Source organism: Paenibacillus sp. cl6col, from assembly GCF_900102125.1.
In the GTDB taxonomy this organism is placed as follows: Bacteria; Bacillota; Bacilli; order Paenibacillales; family Paenibacillaceae; genus Paenibacillus_B; species Paenibacillus_B suaedae.
This window is the reverse complement of the sequence record NZ_FNAZ01000002.1, coordinates 196,233-213,875: the sequence shown is the minus strand read 5'-3', so window position 1 is coordinate 213,875 and position 17,643 is coordinate 196,233. Positions and strand designations below refer to the sequence as shown.

Annotated in this window: 21 protein-coding genes; all 21 read right to left on the bottom strand. The window is 48.3% G+C overall.

Annotation, left to right across the window (positions count from 1 at the left end; translation table 11 throughout):
• Positions 1-34 precede the first annotated feature (34 nt).
• Positions 35-1,936, bottom strand: coding sequence for a 1-deoxy-D-xylulose-5-phosphate synthase (gene dxs / locus BLS15_RS05075; protein WP_021252973.1), 1,902 nt, complete (start codon positions 1,934-1,936; stop codon positions 35-37).
• Entirely contained in the window at positions 1,917-2,543 is a 627-nt protein-coding gene (locus tag BLS15_RS05070; RefSeq protein ID WP_021252974.1) for a hypothetical protein, read from the bottom strand. Before BLS15_RS05070 ends, dxs begins: the two co-directional genes overlap by 20 nt.
• Positions 2,544-3,293: 750 nt before the next feature.
• Positions 3,294-4,235, bottom strand: a complete 942-nt coding sequence (locus tag BLS15_RS05065; protein ID WP_051249861.1) for a polyprenyl synthetase family protein — start codon at positions 4,233-4,235, stop codon at positions 3,294-3,296.
• The gene (xseB, locus tag BLS15_RS05060; protein ID WP_021252976.1) at positions 4,201-4,461 is read right to left on the bottom strand and encodes an exodeoxyribonuclease VII small subunit; all 261 of its coding nucleotides are present in this window, start codon (positions 4,459-4,461) and stop codon (positions 4,201-4,203) included. Before xseB ends, BLS15_RS05065 begins: the two co-directional genes overlap by 35 nt.
• A gap of 5 nt (positions 4,462-4,466) precedes the next feature.
• Positions 4,467-5,822, bottom strand: a complete 1,356-nt coding sequence (xseA, locus tag BLS15_RS05055) for an exodeoxyribonuclease VII large subunit (protein WP_021252977.1) — start codon at positions 5,820-5,822, stop codon at positions 4,467-4,469.
• Between the two features lie 42 nt (positions 5,823-5,864).
• Complete coding sequence (gene folD, locus BLS15_RS05050) at positions 5,865-6,731, bottom strand: bifunctional methylenetetrahydrofolate dehydrogenase/methenyltetrahydrofolate cyclohydrolase FolD (RefSeq protein ID WP_090510915.1); 867 nt, start codon at positions 6,729-6,731, stop codon at positions 5,865-5,867.
• A gap of 56 nt (positions 6,732-6,787) precedes the next feature.
• Positions 6,788-7,264: a transcription antitermination factor NusB gene (gene nusB / locus BLS15_RS05045; protein WP_021252979.1), complete on the bottom strand. Its 477-nt coding sequence runs from the start codon at positions 7,262-7,264 to the stop codon at positions 6,788-6,790.
• Between the two features lie 230 nt (positions 7,265-7,494).
• Positions 7,495-7,725, bottom strand: a complete 231-nt coding sequence (locus BLS15_RS05040) for a DUF2273 domain-containing protein (RefSeq protein WP_021252980.1) — start codon at positions 7,723-7,725, stop codon at positions 7,495-7,497.
• A gap of 15 nt (positions 7,726-7,740) precedes the next feature.
• On the bottom strand, positions 7,741-8,280 hold the full coding sequence (gene amaP, locus BLS15_RS05035) for an alkaline shock response membrane anchor protein AmaP (RefSeq protein ID WP_021252981.1): 540 nt from the start codon (positions 8,278-8,280) through the stop codon (positions 7,741-7,743).
• Positions 8,281-8,347: 67 nt separating this feature from the next.
• Entirely contained in the window at positions 8,348-8,758 is a 411-nt protein-coding gene (locus BLS15_RS05030) for an Asp23/Gls24 family envelope stress response protein (RefSeq protein WP_021252982.1), read from the bottom strand.
• Between the two features lie 106 nt (positions 8,759-8,864).
• Positions 8,865-10,208: an acetyl-CoA carboxylase biotin carboxylase subunit gene (accC, locus tag BLS15_RS05025; protein ID WP_021252983.1), complete on the bottom strand. Its 1,344-nt coding sequence runs from the start codon at positions 10,206-10,208 to the stop codon at positions 8,865-8,867.
• Between the two features lie 48 nt (positions 10,209-10,256).
• Positions 10,257-10,757, bottom strand: coding sequence for an acetyl-CoA carboxylase biotin carboxyl carrier protein (accB, locus tag BLS15_RS05020; protein ID WP_028533131.1), 501 nt, complete (start codon positions 10,755-10,757; stop codon positions 10,257-10,259).
• Between the two features lie 418 nt (positions 10,758-11,175).
• Positions 11,176-11,928, bottom strand: coding sequence for a SpoIIIAH-like family protein (locus BLS15_RS05015; protein WP_021252985.1), 753 nt, complete (start codon positions 11,926-11,928; stop codon positions 11,176-11,178).
• 46 nt (positions 11,929-11,974) lie between these two features.
• Positions 11,975-12,643, bottom strand: a complete 669-nt coding sequence (gene spoIIIAG, locus BLS15_RS05010) for a stage III sporulation protein AG (RefSeq protein ID WP_021252986.1) — start codon at positions 12,641-12,643, stop codon at positions 11,975-11,977.
• Positions 12,644-12,773: 130 nt separating this feature from the next.
• The gene (gene spoIIIAF, locus BLS15_RS05005) at positions 12,774-13,589 is read right to left on the bottom strand and encodes a stage III sporulation protein AF (protein WP_021252987.1); all 816 of its coding nucleotides are present in this window, start codon (positions 13,587-13,589) and stop codon (positions 12,774-12,776) included.
• A 28-nt stretch (positions 13,590-13,617) separates the two neighbouring features.
• A complete protein-coding gene (spoIIIAE, locus tag BLS15_RS05000) occupies positions 13,618-14,895 on the bottom strand; it encodes a stage III sporulation protein AE (protein ID WP_021252988.1) in 1,278 nt (425 codons plus the stop codon).
• 22 nt (positions 14,896-14,917) lie between these two features.
• Positions 14,918-15,307, bottom strand: coding sequence for a stage III sporulation protein AD (gene spoIIIAD / locus BLS15_RS04995; protein WP_021252989.1), 390 nt, complete (start codon positions 15,305-15,307; stop codon positions 14,918-14,920).
• A 32-nt stretch (positions 15,308-15,339) separates the two neighbouring features.
• Positions 15,340-15,543: a stage III sporulation protein AC gene (gene spoIIIAC, locus BLS15_RS04990; protein WP_005546700.1), complete on the bottom strand. Its 204-nt coding sequence runs from the start codon at positions 15,541-15,543 to the stop codon at positions 15,340-15,342.
• 11 nt (positions 15,544-15,554) lie between these two features.
• The gene (gene spoIIIAB, locus BLS15_RS04985; protein WP_231515151.1) at positions 15,555-16,088 is read right to left on the bottom strand and encodes a stage III sporulation protein SpoIIIAB; all 534 of its coding nucleotides are present in this window, start codon (positions 16,086-16,088) and stop codon (positions 15,555-15,557) included.
• Complete coding sequence (spoIIIAA, locus tag BLS15_RS04980) at positions 16,072-17,079, bottom strand: stage III sporulation protein AA (protein WP_021252991.1); 1,008 nt, start codon at positions 17,077-17,079, stop codon at positions 16,072-16,074. The genes spoIIIAB and spoIIIAA overlap by 17 nt, the downstream gene beginning before the upstream one ends.
• A gap of 140 nt (positions 17,080-17,219) precedes the next feature.
• Entirely contained in the window at positions 17,220-17,489 is a 270-nt protein-coding gene (locus BLS15_RS04975) for a YqhV family protein (RefSeq protein ID WP_021252992.1), read from the bottom strand.
• Positions 17,490-17,643: the final 154 nt, after the last annotated feature.

Genomic DNA, 17,643 nt, shown 5'->3' with positions numbered 1-17,643 from the left:
GTCTCATTCCATTCATTCATCAATGCGAACATAATTAAGCCCGAGTCAACCGATTATTGCCGCCTGTTGCGAATAACATCGAATGAACTTCTTTCACAACCCGTTCAGGTGTTAAGCCAACTTCATTCCGCTGTTCCTTAATGCTACCATGTTCGACGAAGCAATCAGGAACCCCAATTGGCTTCACTCTCATATCGTAAACGCCATGGTTAGCATACCATTCCAGTACAGCACTACCTAAACCTCCGATTGCCGAGCTTTCTTCCAACACGATTACCGGAATGCGATCCTTCCCTAGCTGATGCAGCATCTCGTCATCAAGCGGCTTAACAAATCTCGCATTAATCACTCGAATACGAATGCCTTCTTTTCGCAACAACTCTGCTGCTTCCTCTGCAACCTGCACCATCGGACCGATAGCCAGAACAGCCGCTGAATCTCCATTCCGAACGGTTTCCCACGTTCCTATTGGAATCGGGCTCAATTCGGTGTCCATTGGCACCCCTACAACCGCATTACGCGGATAGCGAACGGCAATCGGGCCTGCGTCATAATCAACAGCCGTCTTCATCATATGACGAAGCTCATTCTCGTCCTTCGGCATCATAATGACCATATTCGGGATATGACGCAAGAATGGTATATCATATACCCCTTGATGCGTCTCCCCATCTGGGCCTACGAAGCCCGCTCGGTCAATTGCAAAGATGACATTAGCTTGTTGACGGCAAATATCATGTACAACCTGATCGTACGCTCGCTGCAGGAAGGTTGAATACACCGCAAATACAGGCTTCATTCCTTCCATAGCCATAGCAGCGCACATCGTTGCTGCATGCTGCTCTGCGATACCTACATCAATCATCCGGTTCGGATACAGCTTCTCGAACTTCAAGAGTCCTGATCCGCCTGGCATTGCAGGTGTTACTGCCACGATTCGCTCGTCTTCCTCAGCGAGCTCAATGAGCACATCACTGAAGATATCGGTGTAATTCGGCGTGCCCACTGATTTAAGGGGCTGGCCGGATTCAATCTTATAAGGTGTTGCTCCATGCCATTTATGGGAATCGGCTTCAGCTGGTGAATATCCTTTCCCTTTGCGGGTTACAACATGGACTAGAACCGGTCCATCGATACGGTCTGCCTGCTGGAAAATGTCCAGAAGCTTATCAATATCATGACCGTCTACAGGGCCAAAATATTTCAAGCCGAATTCTTCGAACAGCATGCCGGAGACGACTAGGTATTTCAGTCCGTCCTTCACGCGTTCTGCCGTTTTAGCCAGCTTACCGCCAATAGCCGGAATTTTTTTGAGCAGCTGTTCAACTTCTTCTTTGGCTTTTTTATAGTTGCGGTCAGAGCGAATTTTACACAAATAATTATGTAATGCTCCTACATTTGGCGCAATGGACATTTCGTTGTCATTCAGCACAACCATCAACTTGCGCTTTTCATGCCCGATATGGTTCAATGCTTCCAGCGCCATACCGCCTGTGAGCGCACCGTCTCCAATGATTGCGACTACCCGATTATCCTGACCTTGCAGGTCACGGGACAATGCCATCCCCATTGCGGCGGACAAAGACGTACTGCTGTGTCCGGCTTCCCATACATCGTGTTCGCTCTCTGCACGCTTCACAAAGCCGCATAAACCTTTATATTGGCGCAATGTATCGAACTGATCCTTGCGTCCTGTTAATATTTTGTGAACGTAGGCTTGATGGCCAACGTCGTATAACATTTTGTCCTTCGGGCTGTCATAGTAATAATGCAGGGCAAGCGTTAGCTCAACAATCCCCAAGTTAGATGCTAGATGACCTCCGGTCACTGCCAGCTTTTCAATTAAGAATTGACGAATTTCGGCCGCTAGCGGCTCCAGTTGCTCCTTAGGCAACTGCTTCAAGTCGCTAGGTTGATTAATCTGTTCGAGCAGCACGGGATTTCCCTCGCTTTCGTTGTTTCGATTTGCTGCGTTTCACGGTGAAGAATGAAATATTGAACTTCGTCTCCAACACGTAGAAACACTTCCCAATTAGCAGGACGATCGGAGTGGCGTAATAAATAGCAAAGGATTTTCCGAGTGCCTTCCCGCCAACCGTCAATGCTGATACGAGTCCTGTGAAGACAACGCTCGTTACCGTCTTCATTACTGCGGAGTCAGCATCCATCGAATATAACAAGTTCGTAACGACTATTGCTGTGGCCGACCCACTGATTACTCCAGTCATATCGCCGATCACGTCATTACAGAAGTTGGAGAATCGGTCTGCGTTACGAACGATTGCGATCGCCTGCTTCGCGCCAGCAACCTTCTCAGAAGCCATGGCGTGAAAAGGTGTCTCCTTCGCTGCCGCTGCAGATAACCCCATCATATCAAAAAACACTCCGATGAGCACGAGTAGGAGCACGATCACCATCCCGATGCCCCAGCCTACTCCCTCCAGCATCGAAGTCGATACGACGGAAAAAATAGCAGCTAGAGCAAATGTGACGATGAAAATAAATACGCTCCACCGAACGGAATGTTTGAAAGAGAATTTCATTGTATGTGATGTTCCATCCTTTATGTGTTAGAACTGGCTGATCAGTTACGTAAAGTTAAGAGTGGCAACTTCTCAAGTAAACGCTGTGGCTTAGGTCCAGTAGGTTTTCCCAGATGCTCGCCTCCTCGTCGCCGAGCAGGCCGTTTCCAATTAAGAGCGCCTTGACGTTGTCGCCAATCGCCAGACTGAATTACCACTTAGTCCACACTATAATCCTTAAGAAGCTTCACGCCAGTGAACAGTCTAGGAGTTTTCCTCGGGCAGCCCTGAACCAACCCCTAGCCTCTTTTGCAAGCCAGATTTCATACGGCATACGATTCATGCGTACTTTGGCCGAAGTCCACCGAATCTACACATCCGCAATCCCCGCAGGCTCACTCAAGGCAGGCTACGCTACAAACAAGCCGGGTACGTACATCACGCTTCATAATAGAATGAAGAATTGCAATGTGCGACTCGTAATGTAGGTTCATACCCCAAGCCGTAATGCGACGCTCGAGGGCGTCAAACCACGCACTTGGGCCTCCGCGGAAGCGGGGTCAACGCCCACATGCCATTGTGGATCGCCCCACAACCTTAACTCCCAGCATCAGCCCCCGACTGGGCGTCGAAAGCCAACACCAGGAACTTCATCGATGTGCCCTTTAGCGAATTTTTAGGCCCGCCTTCAGCGTTGGTAGGCCGACTAGAATACTGCACCACTCTACGCAAGGCCTATTATATCATAAATAGTGCCTAAATACTCGCCAATTAATGGTCTCGCTTCATCAAATAATCTGCCATGCCAACCAATAGCTCAGGTTTTTGGAACCCTGCATTCGCAATTGCAGCTTTCGCTTCCTCAGTCAAGCGTTCCACTTCCTGTCTCGATTCTTCAAGGCCGATGAAGTACGGATAGGTAACCTTCCCGCTTTTCTCATCGCTTCCCTTCGGCTTACCCAGCATGGCTTCATCTCCGATGACATCCAAAATATCATCTTGAATTTGAAAGGCGAGCCCAAGCTTATAACCATAGGTCGTCAGCGCTTGCAGCTGCTGTTCCGATGCGCCACCAATCCGCCCGCCTGCGCGGAGGGAGCATACAATAAGATCACTTGTCTTATGCAGATGGATGTATTCCAGCTGATCCAACGTCGTAATCCCTTGCTCACCGAGCATGTCAGCAGCCTGCCCGCCGACCATCCCGTTCATCCCTGCATACTCTGCCAATTCCTCTACAATAGACAAGGATACCTCAGCTGCAACACCATGCTGGCGTGTGCTCTGCACAATACAGTGGAAAGCCTGCGTCAACAGACCGTCTCCAGCGAGAATTGCCATGGCCTCACCATAGATTTTATGATTGGTCGGCTTGCCACGGCGTAGATCATCATTGTCCATTGCAGGCAGATCATCATGTACCAATGAGTACGTATGAATCATCTCAATGGCACATGCAACCGGCTCCGCTGCTCGTGTGTTGCCCCCTAAGCTATCACAAGCCATTAACACACATACTGGCCGCAGCCGCTTGCCGCCTGCCATTAACGAATAATGCATCGATTGTGTTAGCGGCTCAGGAGTATTGCGCTTGCTATCCAGCATCTTCGGCAGTATCGATTCAATCCGAGTTGCCTGCTGCTTCACATAATCGGCAAATACTCCGGCCGATTGATAATTAATCAATCGAATCACCCGTCTCCTCTGTTGCATACGGCTGACGCTTCCATTCGCCGTTCTGCTCGGTTACCATCTCTATCTTGCGTTCAACTTGTTCCAGCTTCTCTGAACAAAGCTTCGAGAGCATCATTCCTTCTTGGAACAACTCAATTGATTGTTCAAGAGGAGCGTCTCCGCTTTCTAGTTTGGCAACGATCTCTTCCAACTTATCCATCGCCGCCTCGAAGCTTAATTGTTCAATAGTCTCTTTATTTTCCATGAGAGTTATTCACGCTCTCCTTTCATCGACCATACATGACAATCCAATTGGCCATCCGATAATTTCACCCGCACTACGTCTCCAGGCTGCACTTCTTCGATCGAGCGGATCAGCTTCGCCTCCTGTTCATCATACACAAGACTATACCCTCTTGACATAATCTTAAGTGGGCTAAGCGCGTCCAGCTGTCTAATCATCCCAGCTGCCTCCATCCGCTTCTGCTTCGTGATAGCAGCCATCGACTGAACGAGTTGATGCTGATTGCCATCCAACCGCTTGCGTGCAGCACGCGCTTGATGTACTGGCGTCTGTTCACGCAATCGACCACGCAGTTCCTTCCATCGCTGTGAAGATTGGCCTTGGATCAACTGCAACCGGTACGTTAACTGCTCCTGTAGGCGCGCAACCTTATCCGCATGCTTCATCATCAACTGTTCAGGCTTGCGGAACACGGCAGATTGCTGTGCCCGAAGCAACCGTTCCTGGTTTTGATTCAAGAGGCGATTCATTGCCGATTGCAGCCTGCGATTTACATGTGTAAGATGCTGCCTGAGCTCTTCACGATTTGCTACCGCTAATTCGGCCGCTGCCGTAGGTGTAGGAGCTCGAAGATCGGCTACGAAGTCCGAAATCGTAAAGTCCGTCTCATGTCCAACCGCTGAGATGATCGGGATCGTCGATGCAGCGATTGCTCGCGCAACCACTTCTTCATTGAATGCCCATAGTTCTTCTAGCGATCCTCCGCCGCGGCCCACAATCAGCACGTCCACCTCGCCGCTGCGGTTCATCGCCTCGATCGCCTGAGCAATCGATCCTGCCGCTTGTGTTCCTTGTACTAATACGGGGTAGAGCAATACCGCAACACCGGGCTGACGGCGGCGCAGCGTAATGAGGATATCCCGTACAGCAGCACCTGTCGGCGAAGTAATGACGCCGATTGCAGCAGGATAACGCGGGATACTTCGCTTGCGTTCCTGCCCGAACAATCCCTCCGCGTTCAATCTCTCCTTCAACTGTTCGAAGGCCATGAACAGACTTCCAATTCCATCAGGCTGCATATGCATCGCATAGAACTGGTATTGACCATCCCGTTCATACACCGTAATATTGCCGCGAGCAATGACCTTCGTTCCTTCCTTCGGACGAAAAGCCAGCTTTTGATTGTGCGAAGCAAACATAATCGTACGTATACGGCTATCAGAATCCTTCAATGTGAAATACATATGCCCGCTTGAATGATGTGTGAAGTTCGATATCTCTCCACGAAGCCATACATCCTGAAGCCTTGGATCGCCTTCCATCTTCATGCGGATGTAGCGGTTCACTTCTTTAATTGATAATATTCGTGCATCGTCGGACACATTGTCTGCCCCCTTTCGTTCCCAATGACAGACAGCGCACAACTATTCGTTGTGCGCAATGTGATGTATTCGTTTGGCGGCCTTGAGTGTATTGAACATGAGCATTGTAATTGTCATTGGTCCTACACCGCCTGGTACAGGTGTAATCGGGCCGCAAATTTCCTTCACGTCCTCAAAGTCAACATCTCCAGCCAGCTTACCGTTCTCAAGGCGGTTCATGCCCACATCGATAATGACTGCACCTGGCTTAATATAAGAACGATCCACGAAGTTAGCGCGACCAATCGCAACAACCAAAATGTCTGCCTGTTTGGTAATCTCCTTCATATTGATAGTCCGAGAATGGCACATCGTAACTGTTGCATTCTCACGTTGAAGAAGGAGAGATATCGGTTTGCCTACAATGTTGCTTCGCCCAATAACAACAGCGTGCTTGCCAGCAACGTCAATCTGGTTGCGTTTCAGCATTTCCATAATGCCTGCTGGCGTACAAGGCAATAAAGAGTCATCCCCGATGACCATATTACCGACACTGACAGGATGGAATCCATCCACATCCTTCTCAACGGCAATTGCATCGATGACAGCCTTCTCATCAATATGCTTCAGCAGCGGAAGCTGCACAAGAATTCCGTGAATGGAAGGTTCTTCATTCAAGCGATGAACAAGAGCCAGCAGCTCTTCCTGAGACGTATTTGCCGGAAGACGATGTACTTCCGAATTGAAACCCAGCTCCAAGCATGTCTTATGCTTGCTGTTCACATATACTTGCGAAGCAGCGTCTTCACCAACGAGAACGACAGCCAGCCCTGGCTGTATCCCCTTGTCCCTCAGCCCAGCGGTCTCCGCCGTAATCTCCTCACGAATTGTACGAGATAATGCCTTACCATCCAATAAAGTTGCTGTTATCATTCTCTGCGCCTCCATCCGAATACTCGACATTGTCATCCAAGCTGAACTTACTTCTATTCTTCTGTTGTTTCTTCCTTTGCAGCTTCCGCAGTAGAAGCTCCGTCCATATCACGCATCATCTGCCCTAGAACTCCATTGACGAATTTTCCGGACTCGTCCGTACCAAAGTGCTTTGCCAAATTGATGGCCTCATTGATCGCTACTTTAGGAGGGACATCATCGCGATATTTCATTTCGTACGTAGCCAGACGAAGGATCTGTCTATCCACTCTGGACAAACGCTCAACGTGCCACCCTTTCAAATAACGTGCCAGAAGCTCGTCGATCTCAACGTGATGCTCCCATGTAGCTCGTACCCATTCCAATACATGAGCATGCATGGCTTCCGCATGCTCATGCTTAACACCTATTTCATTGTCTTGTGCAGATTCTTGCACAATCATAGCAACAGCCTGGTGTGGCGTTACCTCTGTCATTTCAAGCTGATACAAACTTTGAATAGCCATTTCTCTGGCGATGCGTCTTTTCATGATTTATCCTCCTGCATGTAAAGCATCCGACATGTCGAATTCGTATTCCTTCAATTCACTAGCGCATGCACTCTACTGTTCATCAAGGCAATTGCCACCGTTACTACGATTTTAAGCACTTCGATGCATCTACTTACGATTTATTTGTGAAAAAAATCCTATGAAGCTCCCCGATTCCCTTCCGTCGGCCAGAACCGGCGGTCAAGCAGTCGTTCGGAGCGTCCATAGGACTACTTCAACCTTCTCCAACGTTCAGACATCCACATTCCAATTCGCTGAAACGGGAACAAGGGGCCTAATTTCAGATCCCGCTGTCTGCCGATTGCAAATCCGATGAATACAAGAAGTGCAAAAAATAGCATATCCCAAAAACCAACAATTAGATACAAGATGCCAAAAAAAATGCCCGCCGTGACGCCGAGTAGACGTCCGCCGTGACTCTCCCATATTTCCTTCCACATCGGACAGCTCACCACCTATTCAACGCGCGCTTTAAAGGTTTGCGTCTGCACAATATTTGCGACGTATACCGAAACGTAAGAAACCGGTATTCCGGTAATTTCCTGCACATAATCGCGAACCTGGCGTTGAACATCCTCCGTCATGCTTGGTATCGCCGTCTCCCCGTCCACAACGGTGCGAATCGTGATATCGAGCCCTGATTCATTGGTGCGGATTCGTGCCTTTAAGTCCTTAACACCACGGACGCGCGACGCTGCCTTCAACGCCACGTTCTCGATCGTTTCTATCGATATCTTAATATCACCAATATCGGTGCGTTGATCAATCGATGACATTGACTTCCGCTCACGACGCATTGAAACGTAAACGAAGCGGATGCTAAGCAATAAAATAACGGCCGCAACCGCTATTACTGTTGTTTGCAGCCATAGAGGCTGAGTTGGATCAAGCCGTTCGGGAATGAAGCCTAATGCAGCTAAAATGGCTGCTACCGATAACGAACCAATGACCAAACTATACACAAACAACAACAGTCTGTCTACAATTCTGCTCACGCTTGACGACCCTCCTCATGGAATGGCAGTAAACCCCCTGCCACCAGGAGGGGGTTTACTGCCATCATTATTTCACTCGCGTAGATACTTCCGTTTCTTCCGGTTTCTCTTGCGATTTAAAATGCACGTCATGCACATGCACGTTCACTTCAACAACATGAAGACCTGTCATCATCTCAATGGAGCGCTTTACGTTCTGCTGAATCTCATCAGCAATCACAGGAATGCGACGACCATATTCTACGATGATGTTCACATCTACTGCAGCTTCACGTTGTCCAACTTCAACCTTAACGCCTTTGGACAAGTTCTTACGGCCAAGTAATTCAGCAATACCGCCTGCAAAGCCACCGCTCATACCCGCTACACCTTCTACTTCAATAGTAGCTAGACCAGCGATCACTGCAATCACGTCAGGAGCAATCTGAATATTGCCAAGATCAGTACGCTCAAATTCCGGAATAATCGTCTGATTCATCCGTTACACACTCCTCATTATTTTTTGAAAAGAGGCAGTTCTTGTCCGTCATAATCATAACTATAGCATTTGTCTATTTTTATGACAAATTACTCATGATGACGTTCTAGACTTCATGCTCTTCCAGGAATTTAATATCGAAATCCCCTTGCTCGAACTTCGGATGCCGCAGCAACCGTTGATGGAACGGAATTGTTGTATGAATACCTTCTATCGCGAACTCCGCAAGTGCACGCTTCATACGTTCAATCGCTTGTTCGCGAGTAGGAGCCCACACGATCAGCTTCGCAATCATGGAATCATAGTGTGGAGAAATCACACAACCTGGATATGCTGCGCTATCCACACGTACACCCGCTCCTCCCGGAGGCAAATAGAATTGAATTTGCCCTGCGGAAGGCATAAAGTTGCGATCAGGGTCTTCTGCGTTAACACGGCACTCAATCGCCCATCCATTAAGCTGAACATCCTCTTGTCGGAACGATAATGGATTGCCTTCCGCTACATGGATCATCTCTTGGATAAGATCAATTCCAGTTATCATCTCGGTAACAGGATGTTCAACCTGAATACGAGTATTCATCTCCATGAAGTAGAAATTGCCGTCTGGACCGAACAGAAACTCCAAAGTACCTGCACCCGAGTAGTCAACAGCGAGTGCTGCGCGTACAGCTGCCTCGCCCATCTTCATACGAATATCTGGCGTCAGCACTGGACATGGAGCTTCCTCAACCAGCTTCTGACGTCTGCGCTGCACGGAGCAGTCACGTTCGCCTAGATAAGCTGCATTACCATGCTTGTCTGCGATAATTTGGATTTCAACATGCTTCATGCCCGTCAAATACTTCTCCAAATAAACGCCGGCATTACCGAAGGCTCTCTCCGCTTCCTGTTGTGCTGTCGTAATTTGCTTGACCAGCATCTCTTCATCATCCGCAATTCGGATCCCTTTGCCACCGCCGCCGGCAGTTGCCTTAATGATGACAGGATAACCGATATCGCGTGCGATCATAAGAGCTTCTTCGATATTCTCAACGAGACCGTCGGAACCAGGAATGACAGGAACTCCTGCATCCTTCATCGTCTGCTTCGCTACAGCCTTGTCTCCCATACGCTCAATCGCATCGGAAGAAGGACCAATGAATGTAATGCCGCATGACTCGCAAATATCAGCAAAGTCAGCATTCTCCGCCAAAAAACCATAGCCAGGATGTACTGCATCACATTCTGTCAATGTAGCAACACTCATTATATTCGTAAAGTTCAAGTAACTGTCCTTGGAAGATGTAGGGCCAATACAGTACGCTTCATCTGCAAGACGTACATGAAGTGAATCACGATCGGCTTCCGAGTAGACTGCAACCGTTGCAATTCCAAGTTCTCGGCAAGCACGAATGATACGAACAGCGATTTCACCACGGTTAGCAATTAGAATCTTCTGAAATTTCAATGTTTTAAACCTCCTTGGCTTTACATCTGTTCGGGATGATAGCATCCACTAATCCAGCTTCACCAAGAATAAAGGCTGGCCGAACTCAACCAACTGGCCATTTTCTACAAGAATCTCAACAATTTCGCCTTTGACTTCAGCTAAGAGTTCATTCATCAGTTTCATCGCTTCCAAAATACATACGACCGATTTCTCGTTAATTTTATCTCCCGTATTCACAAATGGAGGCGTGTCTGGTGAAGAAGCACGATAGAATGTACCTACCATCGGAGACACAATCTTATGCAATCCCGCCTGCTCCTTCGTGTCGGCAACAACATCTACTGCTGGCTGTGCAGGAGCTGTCTCAACTGCAGCTGCTGGCTGTGCAGGTACAGTTGGAACCGGGGTATATGTAGGCTGTGCAGGTGCTGGCTGAACACTAATGACTTCAGTCTTGCCGGGCTTGCGAATGGAAAGACGATAACCTTCGTTCTCGATTTCCAATTCCTGCACGGAAGTTTGGTCCAACAGCTTGATCAGTTCTTTGATTTCGCCAATCTTGAACAACATGTTTCACTCCTCGTGACAATTGATAAGTCTCTTATAGCAAGGTAGTTTCATACTGCAAATACATGTCCAAAAAGGGAGCGGTATTCCGCAACAGAGATCCGCAAGGACGCTCAGCGCATGCTGTCTATGCAGAATATAATACCGAATCTGTTCAGCAGTGCGCACAAGTAGCTGTTAAGCTGCATGCATAGCAGAGTGCCGTGTTGCCGCAGAAGAAATGACATATTCGATGCGACAATCCTTGTGATTGAATGCTAGATTCCATGCTGAGAGACCTTCCGTTGCTTTCTCAAAAATAAGCTGTCTTTTTGAACAACCTTCAAAAAAGGACAATCTACAGACGTTAGTATTATAACATAATCGTTCCAAATGGAAAGAGCCCAGTTTGCAACTGGGCTAGATTCGAGTACATTCGCTATTCACTGACATATTCTACAACAATCTTATCTTGTGTCACATTCAAGTCCTTCATGACTTTATCTACTATTTCAACAGCATCTTTGGCTTCAAGCTTATTGCTCTGCACAAGCACTTGATATTTATCATTATCCTGTGTGATGACTGCACTCTGATACTGCTTCTGCAGCTCCGTTTCCAGGTTTGATAATTTCGTCTCATGCTCTTCCAGCTTGCCCATTTCGTCATGGACTGCAGCAGTCTTCTCACTGCTGGTTGAGTTCAGGTCACTCATGAGTTTCTCCATCTCTTGCTGATACTTCTCTGCACGCTGCATTTGCAGTTCTTCAATAGAGCTCCGCTTCATAACACCTTCTGCTTCAACTTTGTCCAGCATCGCCTTCTCTTGGTCTTCCTTCGCAGCAGCGCTAGTCTCATTTCCAGCATTCTTGGCTTCATCGTCCTTGCCAGTGCTTGTCGCAGAAGGATTGGTCCCGTCACTCTTGCTGCTGTTCTCCTTAGCTTCGGATGCAGCGTCTTTGCCATTGACGCTTGGATCAGCACCATGCCCTGTAGATACCTCAGTGACTTTGATTTCTGGCAATTGCCCAACTTCTGTTGCATCACCTTTCAATGTCTGTTCTGAACGTACATTGTCTACCGTTTGCTTCGCTGGAGCTGTTGTGTCCTCCGTGAATAAATAATATGCGGACAATACGACCATCAAGCTCAGCATAGACACTAACCATATCGTCTGTCTTTTCGTATTCATTCTTCATTACCTCCTAATGTTCATTCAGTTTCTCGTTCAAGCTTACCTATTGAGCAATCTTGCGTGGAACGACCGATATCCGATAAGCCGGTACATTCAAGCCTTTCTCGACAGCATCGACGACCATCTTCTTCACCGTCGCATTCTCTGCCCCTTTCGCAACGACTATGACTCCCCGCACCTTCGGCTTAATGCGCTTCGTCACGATTGGAGCTTGATTTCCCGAGGATTCCAGCGTCACGATTTGACCATCGCGCGTATATTGGGTAGTGTGCCGCTTGCCGCCGTTCGAATCTGTCTCTTCGGTCTGCTGCTGATTGTCCTTGAAGTTGCGCTGAACAATCAGTTCCTCTGTGGAGTCAATCGTGACAAGCACATCAACTTGTCCGACGCCGACAATTCCCTCCAGAATGCCTTTGACGCGTGCTTCAAATGACTGCTCAATGGACTCGAATACATTCGATGAAGCCTTATCAGATGAATTCTTGGTTTCCATCGAGTCAAAGGCCCCGACAGCCGGCGGCTCTTTGTCTGCGCTGCCTTTGCCCCCGAACCACCCTCCGCCGCTTCCCTGAGGCTGGAACGAGCCGAACAATATGAGCGCTGCGCCGACAAGACCGAGCAGGAGCAGCCAGCGGAACGAACGGACGCGCTTGGAACCGTTGCTGCCTTTTCCGATCCACGTTTCAATCTGCTGCAACCATTTCGCCAACATGATCGACTCCTTCGTTATCGAATGGACTTGTCTTACTTGTCCTATTTCACCTATATGCTACCGTATAGAAAATATGCTTGTTTTTTCATGATTTTCACCTGCTTGAACGCATGACCAAAGGATGGCTGTCCTACAGCTTTGGTTCAGCTCGTTTCCACTCCACCTTGATTTGCTCCGCATTCACAATCCAAGAGGTCATCAGTGATCGTATCGCTTGATTCGTAACCTTGCTGCGATACTGTTCGGCCTCTTCCCCCAGCTGTTCAGAGTATCCTGATGCTGGGATTTCCTTGAATTGCTGAGACTGTCCCGTCTCCGGGCCCTCTTGTCCAATCAAGCCTGATTGAATCTGTACTTGATGAACCGGCTTCACAGCCTCCACTGTGCCATCAGTTTTAACGAAATCTATGGAATCGGTTTCGCTCACAGCAGCCTGTCCGGCAGAAAGAGCAAGCTCTATCCGTTCAATGATTGGTTCCCCCTTCGCATTACGGGTAAGCTTGACTTGCAACTGCTCCACTTGTACCTGTTCCTCCGAGATGTTCCTCTTCGTACCGTTGGCATTTTGAACACTGTGACGTAAGGCAAGTGCAAGCTGTTCCTTCATCTGACTGCCAATTTCCGCTTCTGCAAGCCGCAGCGCACTGCCTTCCTGCTCACGGGCTAGCAACTCTCCTTGCCTTCGGATTTCGTTTACGCTCGTTGACTGTTTTCGCTCTGCGGTTAACGTGGATGACAACGTAGAGCTCCATTCGCTTGCTAATTGATCTGCCAGTCTTGCGTCGAACAGCTTAAGGACAGGTGATAATAAGGTTAGTAAAATAATTAAGCTAAGCATTAGCTTGACGTATCGCTGCATCGAGCGATTGGGCAGAAGCAGATCAATGAACGTTGCCAGTAGAATTATCATGATGATCTCTTTCATCCATTGACTTAACCAGCTCATTTCGTTCACTCCATTTCATCCGCGCGGCCTAGCGCATCATAACCGTCACATTGCCTGCCGTAATGAGAATCGTAATTGCTAGAAAGAACATGAGACCGACCGCAGCTAGAGCCGCAAACACATAGATCATGCTCTTGCCGATCGTCTTCAGGCACCCAAGCACAGGGGAATCTCCTAACGGCTGCATAATGGCTGCCGAGGCGTTATAGATTAATGCAAGCGTCAATATTTTGATTGCCGGGAAGGCACATAAAAACAGCAAAATAATGACACCTGACAACCCAACCGCATTTTTTACGAGCAGCGATGCCGAAATGACGGTATCCGTTGCATCTGAGAATGCGCGTCCAATTACAGGAACGAAATTGCCGGTTATATACTTGGCTGTTCGAATAGATACCCCATCAGTGACTGAGCTCGTAGCGCCTTGCACGGAGATCACGCCCAGAAAGATCGTTAACAGAACACCTAGCAATCCCACACTGATGCTCCGCATCAAGTTCGCCAGTTGAGTCACCTTGTATTTGTCAGATATGGAACTGACAATATGCAGAATTGCTGAGAAGAATAGAAGCGGAAATACACCGACATAGATCAGTGTTCCGACCAAATGAACCATAAAGATGATGAGCGGATGCATGACTGTAACGGTCACAACATTCCCCATTGAAGCCAGCAGGGTTAGAAGCAAGGGCACCATCGCCATCATAAAGTTAATCATGCTTGATATTGCTTCCTTGGCGAAGCCGATTGCGATCTGGAAGCTGTTAATAGCCAGAATAATGATGACCATGTAAGAAATCGTGTAGGCAATTTTGCTGACTGTGTTGCGCTCGAAGGCGGTCTGCAGCGTTTCCAGCACCATGCTGAATACGACGAGTATGACAATCGTGACAATTAACTTGCCGTTCATAAACACTTCTTGCAGCATAAATTTCCCGATAGCCTTGAACACATTGCTGACTGTCAGCTTCTCACCGCCAGGAAGCAGCAAATCAACAAAATCTGGCATGGCATCTCTAGGAAAGTAGCCCCCATACTTGACGAGCAGATCATTCCAGTACCGCTCCACTTCGCTCGTCTGTAATCGCTTCGTCTGCTGCTCGATCCATGCTTCTGTTGCGGCGGGTCTTGCGGGCGCTTCTTCTTGCAGCTGCTGCGGCTGTGTCACCTGCTTGTCTTCTATCGCAGGAGCAGCGAATGCCGTACCCACACTAGCGAACAACACGCACAGCAGCAACAGGAGCCACACCCACTTCCTATAGACCATGTTCCAATGCCGTTCTTGCAATTGAATTCGGTTCATTCGCACTCCACCTTACCTCACGTCAAGCAGGAAGAAGCTTCATTACAGTCTCTATAATGACGCTTATGATCGGGATAGCCAGTACCATAATCAGCACCTTCCCGGCAAGTTCAATCTTAGATGCAATCCCATCCTGTCCTGCATCCCGAACAATTTGAGCGCCGAACTCCGCGATGTAGGCGATTCCAATCATTTTCAATATCGTCTTCAAATAAATGGGCTGAATTCCCGAGCGATCGGCCAAGTCCTCCAGCACTTGAATGACGACTTCGATCTTCCCAATCAAGAATAGAAAAATGGCGATTCCAGCAAAGGTTGAAATGATAAACGCAAACATCGGCTTCTGCTCTTTGACAACCAATACTAGAATGGTCGCTAAAAGTCCGAGTCCTACAACTTGAATGATTTCCATGAAATCACCTGACCTGTATACCTACCGTTATTTTATTGAAACAAGAAGATGGTTTTAATCTCTTGGAATAAGTGATCCAGCAAGCGAACGACCATGAACAAGACCACAACAAAGCCGATGACCGTCACCCAATGAGCCATATCTTCCTTTCCCATTTGCTTCAGCACGGTGTGAATCATCGCGATGATAATACCGATTCCGGCAATTTGAAAAATGGCGCTGACATCTACATTCATCATCTGGCACCTCAATACATCAAAATTACAACGAGCAAACCAGCTAGCACACCAAGACTGCGAGTCATTTTTCCATAGCGGCTATGATCTTCCCGAGCGCTCCACTCCTCTTGCTCCAGCTGCTTAATCGCAAGCTTGATATGCTTGCTCTGATCCTCTCGATCACTAATTCCAAGCGTAAACCCAAGTTCCTTAATAATTCGGAGGTCATCCTTCGTTAGCGAGGTATTGCTGCCATATCGTTCCCACGCTTGCTCCCAAGCTTCCCTTGCCGTAAATGATTGTGCTGCGGAATGTTCCATTGCTTGTGATGCGCTGAGGAATATATCACGCAGTATAGGGGGCATTTGCTGTGCAATATCGTGAAATGCTGCCGATAGCGGGGTGTGCCCGTATATTATTGCGGTTTCCAATCGAGCCAGTGCATGGTGCAGCAGCCGAAGCTGCTTCGGTCTCGCCGCATATGCAGCTGCTTGTACCCACCCTATCCCCGCTGCAGCCGCAACGAGAATTGCTGCTCCTAGCAATTTATACGTGGTACCCACCTCCTCCCTGCACATTCGCTACGATGCTGGGCTGAAGCGCTCGCAGCTTGCCGTCGTACACCTTCCGCTGCCACTGTCTAGCTGTCCTCCGCAGCGTAACAACCCGAGTAAATCCCCCTCCATCAAGCAAGGATGCCATTCCAGGACGTCGAATCACATCCTCTGCATCCGATCCATGAACAGATGCGATCATCCTTACGCCAGCATGTATGGCCTCTCGCATCGCTTCGTAATCTTCTTCTCTGCCGAATTCATCCACAACAAGCACATCGGGAGACATAGAACGAATAAACATCATTAATCCTTCCGCCTTCGGGCACCCATCTATAACATCTGTTCGATAGCCAAGATGGTAACTAGGCACTCCCTTCGTACAACCGGCAATTTCAGAACGCTCATCTACAATGCCTACCTTAAGCGCCTTCCAGAGCGCCTGTGGATGATTCCAGCAGCCAGAGGAGATAGCCCGAGCCATATCTCGCAGCAGGGTTGTCTTCCCATGCTGTGGAGGGGATACGACAAGTGTGCTATGGATTGTCCGATGCTTGAAATCAAGCAGTTGTGGAATAATGTCGTCGGCTATGCCCATTACTTCTCGGGCAATACGCAAGTTGAAGCCCGTTATATCCCGAAGATGACTAACCCTTCCTTGCGTCAGCACAGTCCGACCCGCTAGTCCAATTCGATGTCCACCAGCTACCGTAATGAATCCACGCCGAAGCTCTTCCTCCATCGTATACAGAGAATGATTCGTTACATAGTCAAGCAATTGAAGGCTATCTTCGCGGTTGGGACGATAGGCTGTATCAGGCTTATCAGTCAATGTGCCTTCCCTAGTCACAAAATAAAATTCCCCCGCTGCACTGACTTCTAGCGGGCGCTCTTGTCGGATTCTCACTTCTTCCAATTCACCTAAGATGCGTTCAGGCAAGTGCAGCAAGATAGAACGAAGCGCGGGAGGCAGCACCGCTGACCAGCTGTATACATTCATCTCTCCCATCCTCCTTGGGTCATCCTCATTATTTTAAGGGAAATAAGGTGCTACCTTGTGTATCCCATATGTATGACCCTTGTCCGGCAAATATGCACCTCGGTGGGACTAGTACCGATTGATCCCTATACCCCCGTCCACTACTTCTTCAAAATGCCGATAAGCAAGCACGTAACACCAGCAACAATCCAGGCAATCTTCGTCCAGTTCAACTTGTCTGCTATGCCTATCAGCCCAATTGTGGTCGTTGTAATAAGCACGAGCGGCCCTACAAGAGCGAGCAATGAATTAACGGCAAGCGCCTTCTCGGTATCATTTACTTTCAACATAATGAGGGCTACAGCAATCTCCAGAGATCCAGACAGAAAGCGCAGTCCCGCCATACTCGCTACGAACTTATCAATCGTCACCGTTCTCCCCTCCTGTACACAATCATGAATTGGAAACATCAAGCGATCCAAGTGAACGCAGCCTGTACAATACGCATATTGACACATTGTATGCAGGACAAGACTTGTTTAGAGCAGTAGATTGCGAGAATCTGGCAGATAGACGCTGCTCATA